At 59.9% G+C, this 10,730-nt stretch carries 9 protein-coding genes; 5 read left to right on the forward strand and 4 right to left on the reverse strand.

The genetic code is table 11. The features are described from left to right. The first annotated feature begins 149 nt into the window (after positions 1 to 149). Together JTJ32_RS08200 and JTJ32_RS08205 are read left to right on the forward strand one after the other, a co-directional pair. Positions 150 to 2,270, forward strand: a complete 2,121-nt coding sequence (locus tag JTJ32_RS08200) for a TonB-dependent siderophore receptor (protein ID WP_210041715.1) — start codon at positions 150 to 152, stop codon at positions 2,268 to 2,270. A gap of 24 nt (positions 2,271 to 2,294) precedes the next feature. After that, entirely contained in the window at positions 2,295 to 3,023 is a 729-nt protein-coding gene (locus JTJ32_RS08205) for a DUF4198 domain-containing protein (protein ID WP_210041716.1), read from the forward strand. 250 nt (positions 3,024 to 3,273) lie between these two features. Here JTJ32_RS08205 and JTJ32_RS08210 read toward each other — a convergent pair whose 3' ends face one another. The 4 genes from JTJ32_RS08210 to JTJ32_RS08225 all read right to left on the reverse strand — a co-directional run bounded on the left by JTJ32_RS08210 (position 3,274) and on the right by JTJ32_RS08225 (position 7,098). Then, entirely contained in the window at positions 3,274 to 4,440 is a 1,167-nt protein-coding gene (locus JTJ32_RS08210; protein WP_210041718.1) for an acetyltransferase domain-containing protein, read from the reverse strand. Between the two features lie 92 nt (positions 4,441 to 4,532). Beyond that, positions 4,533 to 5,093 carry a gamma carbonic anhydrase family protein gene (locus tag JTJ32_RS08215; protein WP_004885233.1) on the reverse strand — a complete coding sequence of 187 codons (561 nt, stop codon included), beginning with the start codon at positions 5,091 to 5,093 and terminating at the stop codon, positions 4,533 to 4,535. Positions 5,094 to 5,104: 11 nt separating this feature from the next. After that, complete coding sequence (gene folE2 / locus JTJ32_RS08220) at positions 5,105 to 6,010, reverse strand: GTP cyclohydrolase FolE2 (protein WP_210041719.1); 906 nt, start codon at positions 6,008 to 6,010, stop codon at positions 5,105 to 5,107. Between the two features lie 179 nt (positions 6,011 to 6,189). Further along, positions 6,190 to 7,098 carry a LysR substrate-binding domain-containing protein gene (locus tag JTJ32_RS08225; RefSeq protein ID WP_099227884.1) on the reverse strand — a complete coding sequence of 303 codons (909 nt, stop codon included), beginning with the start codon at positions 7,096 to 7,098 and terminating at the stop codon, positions 6,190 to 6,192. Between the two features lie 201 nt (positions 7,099 to 7,299). Between JTJ32_RS08225 and JTJ32_RS08230 the strand changes: the two genes are divergently transcribed. The 3 genes from JTJ32_RS08230 (at position 7,300) to JTJ32_RS08240 (ending at position 10,723) form a co-directional block, all read left to right on the forward strand. Next, positions 7,300 to 8,820 (forward strand): ABC transporter substrate-binding protein, encoded by a 1,521-nt coding sequence (locus JTJ32_RS08230; RefSeq protein ID WP_184323414.1) that lies wholly within the window; start codon positions 7,300 to 7,302, stop codon positions 8,818 to 8,820. Between the two features lie 68 nt (positions 8,821 to 8,888). Next, entirely contained in the window at positions 8,889 to 9,806 is a 918-nt protein-coding gene (locus JTJ32_RS08235; protein WP_184323413.1) for an ABC transporter permease, read from the forward strand. Positions 9,807 to 9,814: 8 nt separating this feature from the next. Further along, complete coding sequence (locus JTJ32_RS08240; RefSeq protein WP_210041720.1) at positions 9,815 to 10,723, forward strand: ABC transporter permease; 909 nt, start codon at positions 9,815 to 9,817, stop codon at positions 10,721 to 10,723. Positions 10,724 to 10,730 lie beyond the last annotated feature (7 nt).

Raw genomic sequence — 10,730 nt, forward strand, 5'->3', positions numbered from 1 at the left:
GAATCCCCTTCCCCTGTCCCAATGCGCTGAAACCTCAAGGATTCGGCTGCGTCGGGCTTTGCAAAATTTGTTCGTTCTGGGCATTCCTGTATGGAAACGATTCTCATCGGAGATGTTATATTGTATCCATAACTATCAGGAAGTCTCACATGTCGTCTCGTAGAATTGCGTCTCTGGCAGGCTTGGCCATCGGGATGCTCGGCAATACCGGTTTTGCGGAAGATCAGCCACACACCCTCGAGCTGGAAAGCGTCAACGTTACCTCCGACTATCAATTTGAAACGGCAACCAGTCCTGTTCAGGGTTACCGTGCGACCCGCTCCGCCACGGCGACCAAGACCGATACCGCCATCAAGGACATTGCGCAGTCGATCAGCGTGGTGCCTGCTTCTGTACTTAAGGATCTGGGCAGCAACAGCGTCGACCGTGCGCTGGATTTCGCCGGCGGCGTGTCGAAGCAGAATAATTTCGGTGGCCTGACGCTCTACGAGTACAGCATTCGCGGCTTCACCACCTCCGAGTTTTACAAGGACGGTTTCAGCGCCAACCGAGGCTACCCCGCCACCCCTGATGCGGCGAACATCGAGCGTATCGAGGTACTCAAGGGTCCCGCCGCCAGCCTGTATGGCCGAGGCGACCCGGGCGGCACCGTCAATATCGTCACCAAGAAGCCCCAGCGCGAAGCCTTTACCACCCTGCAGACCAGCGCAGGCAGCTGGGACCGCTACCGCACCGCGCTGGACGTCAACACGCCCCTCGATGAGGAAGGCAACCTGCTGTCGCGGGTCAATCTGGCAGTCGAAGACAACAACAGCTTTCGCGATCACGTCGAAAGCAAACGGGTGTTCGTTGCGCCCTCCTTCAGTTGGCAACTGAATCCTGACACGCACCTGTTAGTGGAAACCGAGTTCGTCCGTCACACATCGACCTTCGACCGCGGCGTCGTTGCGCCCAACAACAAATGGAGCGGCGTGTCGCGCTCGACCTTTCTCGGCGAACCTGACGACGACATTGATAACGATAACAACATGGTCCAGTTCGCACTGGATCATCAGCTCAATGACATCTGGTCACTGCGCCTGGCCAGCCATTACAAACAAGGCGAGATGTCGGGCTACGCCAGCGAGTCGCGCCCGCTGAGCGCCGACGGCCGCACGGTCAACCGCCGCTATCGCGAGCGTGACAACAACTGGCACGACAGCATTACCCAGTTGGAGCTGCGCGGCCGTTTCGAAGGCATGGGCCTTGAGCACGAAGTACTGATCGGCACCGAATACGAGAACTACCGCAAAAACGAACGCGTCACCAATATCGCGCCGGTTGCGGGGACCACTTATGCCATCGATCTCTACCATCCGGTCTACGGTCAGCCAAAACCCAATGGTGCCCGCTCGGGCACTGATTTCTTCGAGCATGTCGAAAGCCGTGCGTTGAACCTGCAAGACCAGATTGTATTCACCGACAGACTGCGCGGGATGATCGGTGCGCGCTTCGAGCATTTCGATCAGCAGATCGATGACTACACCACCAACCGGACGTCCGGTCAGCGACAGGATGCGTTCACTCAGCGTGCGGGGCTTCTGTATCAGCTCACGCCGCAGGTGGGCCTGTTCACCAACGTCTCGACTTCGTTCAAACCCAACAACGGGCTCGACGCGTCGGGCAACACCTTCGACCCGGAAGAAGGCATTGGTTATGAAGCCGGTATCAAGGGCGAGCTGTTCGATGATCGGCTGAGCACCACGCTGTCGGCGTTCCACATCGAGAAGGAAAACGTGCTGGCACTCGATCCATCTACCGACACCAATCGCGCCGTGGGCAAGGCTCGCAGCCAGGGTTTCGACCTGCAATTCACCGGACAGGTAACCGAAGCAGTCCGCGTGATCGGCGCCTTCGCCTACATCGACGCCGAAGTCACCAAGGGCGACCGCACGATCCCCACCGGCAGCCGGATTCTGGGCGTGGCAAAGCACAGCGGCAGTCTGTTGGGTGTCTATGAATTCCAGGAAGGCGTATTGCGCGGTTCGGACGTGGGCGCAGCCTATACCTATGTCGGCGACCGTTCCGGCGAGTCAGGCACCCGCTTCGAGCTGCCCGCCTACCAGACAGTGGACCTGCTTGCGCATTACAAGGCCAGCGACAACGTCACCGTGGGTTTGAACCTCAACAATATTTTCGACGAAAAATATTATGAGCGTTCCTTCAGCAATTACTGGGTCGCGCCGGGTGAGCCGCGTAACTTCACCGTCAGCCTCACACTGAATCTCTGATCACCAAAACAACAAGGATGCATCATGCTTTCATCGAAACCGCTCGTGGCCCTGAGCCTGCTCAGCGCACTGTTCACCGCTCAGGTCAGTGCCCATGGTTTATGGACCGAACAGCGTCGAGGCAACATCGAAGTGGTCTACGGCCACGGTGCCGAGGACAACGCGTTCAAGGCGCAGAAAGTCAGCGGCGCCTGGGCGTATGACCGTCAGGGACGGATGATTCCGGTCACTGTACAGCGTCTGGACGATCACGCGCGTCTGGTGCCGATCAAGCCGCCGGCCATCCTGTCGGTCGCACTGGACAACGGCATGTGGACCCGCAACGCCGAAAAGAAATGGATCAACGAGGGACGCAGCAAGGTGCCCAAAGGCACCGACTCGATCCACACGTTCAAGTACAGCGTGGCGATTTATGAAGAAGGTGCGAAGCTGCCGACGTTCGAAAAGCTGAATTTTGTCATCGTGCCGCAGGCTGATCCGCTGAAGGTCGGGGTCGGCAAACCGCTGCCGGTCAAGGTGCTGGTCGATGGCAAACCGGCTGCGGGCATCAAGCTGATCGGTGATTACCGCAGCGCGCCGGACGTGGTCAGTGCCGAGACCGATGCTCAGGGAATGGCCACGGTGGTGGTGCGTAACGAAGGCCTGAACATCATCGCGGCCGAAGTGACGCTGCCGGTGAAGGACAATGCCGATATTGCCGAGCGCGGCCTGTTCACTTCGCTGAGCTTTGTCGGTGAAGCGCATCACGACTGACGCCTGACACGCTGCGCTGATGCGCAGCGAACACTGGGTTGTGAGAGGCCTCTTTGCGGCTGACACAGCCCTGTCTGGCAGCAGACAATGACTGTGAGAAGCCGCTTACGGCGATGCGTTTTGTCAGTCGACCTATCCGTCGCGCGTCTGACGTCATCGCCGGCAAGCCGCCTCCCACATGTGCAATAACGTTCCTTCAGACGGTCATTAGCGCGAGGCACGCGCATCCGTACGCCATGACCGCACTGGCTTACAAGTACTTCAACCAGGTGATGTCCCGACGCCGGGCCTTGAGTGACGCGAACCAGCGCACGGCAGGGAACAGCACGACCGCGAGTACGACTGACGTCAACCAGACACCCCACATGTGGTCGAAGCCAAAGTAGCTGCCCTGGTTCTGGCCCCAGATCGCCAGTGCGATCAGGTACAGAATCTTCAGCACATACAGGTGCAGCAGGTAGAAAAACATAGGTGCCGAACCCAGCACCACCAGCGGCCGCAGCCAGCCTTTTTCCTGACACCGTTCGAAGGCGATCAGGATCAGCATGCCAATGCCCAGCGTCAGACTGATGAACAGCAACGACGGCGGGTACTTGGTGATGTTCAGAAAGCTCATCACGGTCTGCAGTTCGGTCTCGCCCACACGCCACGGCTTTTCACCGTAGCCGTTGATCAGACGCAATACCAGAAAGCCCAGCAGCGCACCCAGACCGCACATCCACAATCTGGCGCGGCGTGAGGCGGCGTCGTACCCCGCCGAAAACCATGGCCCGGCGGCGTAACCCAGCGCGATGATGCCGATCCAGGGAAGCAACGGATACGAGGTACGCAAGCGCAGGTTGTCCGAGACGTCGATCCAGCCACGGTCATGCAGGATGGCCCAGGGAATGTGCATCGCCGACTCGACGCCGAAGTGCAGCGAATCCAGCAGGTTGTGACCGGCAATGATCACCACGCCAATCACCACCAGCGCCCAACGCGGCAGGTAGACCATTGCAGACAGCGCCACCATGCTGAGGCCGATGGCCCAGATCACTTGCAGGTAGATCACGGTCGGCGGGAACTGGAAGGTCCAGGCAAAGCTCACCAGCGTGAACTCGAGGGCGATCAGGAACAGGCCGCGCTTGAGCAGGAACGCCGAGACGTCCGCCCGGCCGCTGTATTTTTCGCCATACAGGTACGCCGAAAGCCCGGTCAGCAGGACGAACAGCGGCGCACACAGGTGTGCCAGCAAGCGGCTGAAAAACAGCTCGGGCTCGGTGTTCGCCACTTCCATGGGGTCCAGTACCTGACGGTGCAGAAAAAAGGTTTCCCGCACATGGTCCAGCAGCATGAAAAGAATGATCAGCCCGCGAAGAGCGTCGATGGAGCGCAGCCGGGAAGTCGGCGCGCGGGTGGGATGAACAGCTGTCGTCATGAAAGATAGAAGTCCGTGGTTGGGTGGGCAGTGTCGATTGTCCTGGATGTTGCAGGCTTCCCGATCCAGAACGGGAAGCCCTTCGACACCGGTTAAAACTCGTTCTGCAGCGCCTTGTAGCCGCGCACCAGATCGATATTGGTGTGTGCCACGTCCTCGGAGAACTCCGAAGCCGAGATGCTTACCGGCGGGTATTGCGACAGGTCGGTATTAGGCCCGATCCGGGTGGTGGACGGCACGTAAAAGTTTTCCGGCAGGTCGCGGCCGTCGACCACCGAGTTGTGGCGCACCACGCTGCCGTTGCCGACCTGACAGTTGAACAGCACGCTGTTGAAGCCGATGAATACCCGGTCACCGACCTGACACGGTCCGTGCACGATGGAGCGGTGGGCAATCGACGTGAACTCGCCGATGGTTACTGCAGCGCCGGATTTGGAGTGGATTACCACTCCGTCCTGGATGTTGGAGTTGGCGCCGATCACGATGGGCTCCATGTCGCCCGTGGCGTCGACTTCATCGGCACGGATCACCGCATAGGGCCCGACGAAAACATTGTCCTTGATGATGACCTTGCCGCAGATGATCGCGGTCTTGTCGATGTAAGCGGATTCGGCGATCACCGGCAAATGGCCGGACGGGTTTTTACGGATCACGGTGGCAAACCTCAGGTCGGGTAGTTGGACGTTTGTGCAGCGGCGTCATGTGGGTGCAGGCTTTCAAAATGGCGAACGCCGACGCTGGAAGCGGTGTACAGGCCTTCCAGTGCCTGTTGGATCTTGCGAGCAGCGTCTTCGACATACATCAGGTTCTGGCCGTTGAGCCGGGCGAATGCCTGCTCATCGGCGCGCTTGACGGCGGTCTGAACTGGCGTCCCGAGAGCACGTTCGGTGGCCTCGATCAGTGTAATCAAACCAAGCCCGGTGGCGTTTTCTGCAATACGCACCTGGACCGTCGCCACGCTGCGCTGGCTGTGCGGCGTGGCCAGCGAGCCGTTGGTGCGCAGCCAGTTCGCGACCTGCATGGTGTCGACAAAGGTCTGGCGGTCGAAATGGGCGATGAACGCGCTTTCCAGCAATTGTCGGGACAACGCCGCCGAGCATGGGCAAGTAGAGGAATAGGTAATGCCAACCGTCAGATCCAGGCACAGACGCCCCGCTTCCCATAGGCCTTCAAGGGTAACCGGATAGGATTTCCAGCCGCTGAGCCCTTCGGTGACCAGCGCGGGACGGCGACACAGCAGGTTGAAGTTCAGCCTGATACGCGAGCGGGTCGAACGGCAACCGGCGTGGCTTTCAACCATGGCTTCCAAAAGGTCCGACAAGGACGCGACGTTGAGCTCACGCTCTTCGGCAAACCGGTCGAGCAAGCGGTACAGCCGCGACATGTGAATGCCTTTGACACTCGGATCGGCGAGGTCAACGTGCAAGTCAACATAGGCATGCACCGAATGGCTGACACCCTCCTCGCTCAAGCGTATCGGCACTTCGATGGCTTGCATGCCGACCCAGTCGAGGGCGATCAGGGCCGAGGACGCTTCCGTCAGGGCAACATCAGGGAGAGAGTTGTTCATGTGAGTCGGTCGTCTCGTTGGCTGGCCTCGCTTGGACGCGACGCCTGATGTCATGGGGCGTCTATCCGCCCCGTACAAATTCGTTACACTATAACATCATCAACACCAACGGCATCAACCGAACACAGGGTCCGTCCCGACCCTGCGGACGCATTCGAAGAACAATCCGGCAACAGGTTTCAGGTCTTCACCAGTTCCTCGATCAGAAAGTCCCGGAATGCCGATACGGCCGCCGGCAGGTTGCGCCCTGCCATGCTCTGCAGTTCGATGCGTCGCGCCTTCATGCCCTCATCGCTGATCGGCACGGAAACGAGTTGTTTTTCCTGCACGCGCTTGTCCAGGGTCATTTCGCTGGACAGACTGATTCCACCCTCCTCGCGCACAAAGCGCAGCAGCGCACCGATGTAGTTGCTGGTCAGCACCGGATCGAACATCAGGCCCTGCACGCCACAACAGATGTCGAACAGTTGTCGCAGCGTGGTATCGGTGTTGGTCAGGGCAATGACATAGGGCTGCAGCTCGGCGAGCGCCACTTCCTTGCGTGACGCCAGCGGATGGTTGGGGCTGACCACCGCACAGATCGCGCCGCTGTGCACGTGTTCGACTTTGATCTCATTCTGCGGCGTGAGGCTGAACGTCAGGCACAGATCCGCATCGCCCGAACGCACACGTTCGGTGGCCTGCGCGGGCGCACAGACCTCCATTGAAAAATGGATGCCTTCATAGACCTGCCTGAAACGGGCAATGCACTGCGGCAGGAAATCCAGGGCAAATCCCTCGGAACAGGCCAGTCGCACATGACCTCGCTGCAGCCCCTGCAACTCGGTAATTTCCAGCACCACCTGCTCGGCTTCCAGCTGCGACTTGCGCGCATAGGCCGCCAGCCGTGTGCCCGCTTCGCTGAGCACCATGCCTCGCGCCTGACGCTCGAACAGGACGGCGTCCAGTTCGCGCTCCAGCTTGCTGATCTGTCGACTGACCGCCGAAGACGCAACATTGAGCCGGGTGGATGCCTCACTGATCGAGCCGCACCTGGCCACCTCCAGAAAATAGCGCAGGGCCGTGGATTGAACGCCGTAAAGTTGCATCGCGACTCCTGTGTTGCCTTTTCGGCAATGAAAGGTTCGAAATATTGTACTTGTGGCATTGATACGCTTTGCCTAGAGTCGTGTCGAGGCCGTCGGCTAGACCAAAAGAAAATCATGGCCGCTCAAGACATACCCCCTCTTCTCGCATTTGCGACCCAACTGCCCTTTGATCCAATCACTTTGCCTTAGGGAGACGACGGCATGGGCATCAAGGGTTTCGCTCGCAGCATCGCGCTGTTGGGCCTGTTCAGCAGCTTTTCCGCCTTCGCCGGCAAGGCCGACGACACACTGGTTTATGCCTCCGACAGCGAGCCGGAAAATATCAGCCCCTACCACAATGACTTGCGCGAAGGCGTGATCCTCGGACGCCTGATCTGGGACAACCTGGTCTATCGCAACCCCGACAGCGGTCAGTACGAACCGATGCTGGCGACCAGTTGGAAACAGGTCGATGACACCACCCTCGATTTTCAACTGCGCGAAGGCGTGAAGTTTCACAACGGCGATCCATTCACCGCTGATGATGTGGTGTTCACCCTCAATTACGTGGTGTCTCCCGAATCCAAGGTGGTGACGGTGCAGAACGTCGACTGGATCAAGAGTGCCGAAAAACTCGGTGACTACAGCGTCCGTCTGCACCTGAAGAAGCCCTTCCCGCCGGCACTGGAGTACCTGTCCAACGCGGTGCCGATGTTTCCGAAAAAGTACTTCGAACAGGTCGGTCTCGCCGGCTTCAGCCGCAACCCCATCGGCACCGGGCCGTACAAGGTCACCGCCATCGCCACCGGCGAAGGCGTGAAAATGGACAAGAACCCGGACTACTTCAAGGACAGCCCGCAAGGTCAGCCGAAGATCAGCCATATCAACTTTCGCGTGATCGCCGACGCTGAAACCCGACTTGCCGAACTGATGACCGGCGGCATCGACTGGACCTGGCGTGTCGCGCCGGATCAGGCCGAAAACCTCAAGGCCATGCCCAATCTGGTGGTCACCAGCGGCGCCACGATGCGCATCGGTTTTCTGATCCTCGATGCACGTGGTACGTCGACGGCCGACTCGCCCATGAAGCACTTGAAGGTACGGCAGGCGATCAATCACGCCATCAACCGCGAAGGTCTGGCCACCCAACTGGTGGGCGGTGAAAGCAAACCGCTGCAGGTGGCCTGCTATCCAGGCCAGTTCGGTTGCGACACCACGGCGGCCACGGTCTACAACTATGACCCGGCCAAGGCAAAGGCACTGTTGGCCGAAGCGGGTTATCCAAACGGGTTTGAAACCGAGATTTTTGCTTACCGCGACCGTGATTATGTCGAGGCAATCATCGGCAACCTGCGTGCCGTCGGTATCAACGCCAAGCTGCGCTATCTGAAATACGCCGCCCTGCGTGACCAGCAACGCGGCGGCAAGGTGCCGATGTCGTTCCAGGCCTGGGGCTCGTTTTCGATCCTCGACACGTCGGCCTCGGCGGGCACCTGGTTCAAGGGCAACCCCGACGACAACATCAAGGACCCGCAAGTCCAGGGCTGGCTGCAAACCGCCGACAACGCGCTGGACCCGCAAGTGCGCAAGGACAACTACCGCAAGGCGTTACAGCGCATCAGCGAACAGGCGTACTGGGCACCGCTGTTCAACTACTCGATGAACTACGCCTACGTCTCGGACCTGAACTTCAAGCCGTACCCGGACGAACTGCCGCGCTTCGTGTTGTCGAGCTGGAAGTAACGTCCTGAATGGGTGGCCGCGCCTGACGCGGCTCACCCCGTCATCCCATGGATACAAGGTCACGTGCCATGTCTGGATTTCTGCTGCGCCGCCTGGGAATTGCCCTGTGCGTCGCGATTACCGTCTCGGTGATCAGCTTTTCCCTGCTGCACCTGTCAGGCGACCTGGCCACTGCCATTGGCGGCCCGGAAGCCACCAGCGAGCAGATCGAACAGATCCGCGTGCAATACGGCCTCAACAAGCCGCTGGTCACCCAGTATTTCGAGTGGCTGAGCGATGTGTTGCGCCTTGATCTGGGCGATTCGTTCTTCTTTCAGGAATCGGTCTACAACCTGATCGCCTCGCGCCTGTCGATTACTCTGGGGCTGGGTGCCATGGCGTTGAGCATCGCGCTGTTAATCGCCATTCCACTGGGCGTGCTGGCGGCGGTGAAACGCGACACCTGGATTGACCGGCTGGCACTGAGCATCGCCGTGCTGGGTCAGGCGATGCCCAGTTTCTGGTTCGCGCTGATGCTGATTGTGGTGTTCTCCGTGACGCTCAAGTGGCTGCCGGTCTCGGGCAATTCAACCTGGGCGCACTTCGTGATGCCGGCCATTGCGCTGGGCTATTACGCCACCCCGGCCATCATGCGCCTGACCCGCGCCGGCATGCTCGACGTGCTCAATTCCGACTACATCCGTACGGCACGCGCCAAGGGCCTGCGCCCCGGCACGGTTCTGTTCAAGCATGCGCTGCGCAATGCATTGATTCCTGTCGTCGCGCTGGCTGCCGTTGAATTCGGTTTCATGCTCGGCGGCTCGGTGGTCATCGAAACCGTGTTTTCTCTGCAAGGCATCGGCCAACTGGCCTGGGACGCGATTGCCCGTGACGACTTCCCGGTGGTGCAGGCGGTCGTGCTGTTGATCGCCGTGATCTACATCGTCCTCACCCTGCTGGCCGATGTGCTCAACGCACTGCTCGACCCGCGCATCCGCGTCAGATAGGAGGTTCCATGAGCACAACCACCGCATCGCCACTGGTGATCAACGATTACCAGCCGCCCGCCAGAAGCGTGTTTCGCACGTTACGCCTGAGCTTCGGCCATCGTGGATTTGCCATCGGTGCCGTATTGCTGATGATCATCGTGCTGGGCGCGCTGTTCGCGCCGTGGCTCGCGCCTTACGACCCTTACACGCAGGATGTGATGCTGCGCATGAAACCCCCGGTGTGGATGGCCAACGGCACCTGGGACTATGTACTCGGCACCGACAAGCTGGGGCGCGATTACCTGTCCCGGCTGCTGTATGGCGCGCGTATTTCCTTGTTCATCGGTTTCTCGGCGGCGCTGATTTCCGGCGTCATCGGCACCATCATGGGCCTGCTCGCCGGTTACTTCGGCGGCAAGGTGGACGCTGTCATCAGCTACCTGATCACGACACGTCTGGCGATGCCGGTGGTCATGATCGCCCTGGCTTCGGCCTCGCTGATCGGTGGTTCGCTGAAGGTGGTGATCATCCTGCTCGGCTGCCTGTTGTGGGACCGCTTCGCCGTCGTCGTGCGTGCCGCCGTGCAGCAGATTCGCGATGCCGAATACGTCGCTTCGGCCCAGGCCCTCGGCTGCTCGACACTGCGCATTCTGGCCAATGAAATCCTGCCCAACCTGGTCGGTGCGCTGATCGTCGTCGCCACGCTGGAAATGGCCCACGCCATCCTGCTGGAGTCGGCGCTGTCGTTCCTTGGTGTCGGCGTGCAACCGCCGATTCCGTCCTGGGGCCTGATGATCGCCGAAGGCAAGCCGTACATGTTCTTTTCCCCCTGGGTCATCGCCATTCCCGGCGTCGCGCTGATGGTGCTGGTACTGGGCATCAATCTGGTCGGCGACGGCCTGCGTGATCTGATCCTGCCCGACGGGCGCAACTGACAGAGGA

The organism is Pseudomonas alliivorans (genome assembly GCF_017826695.1).
Taxonomy (GTDB): Bacteria; Pseudomonadota; Gammaproteobacteria; order Pseudomonadales; family Pseudomonadaceae; genus Aquipseudomonas; species Aquipseudomonas alliivorans.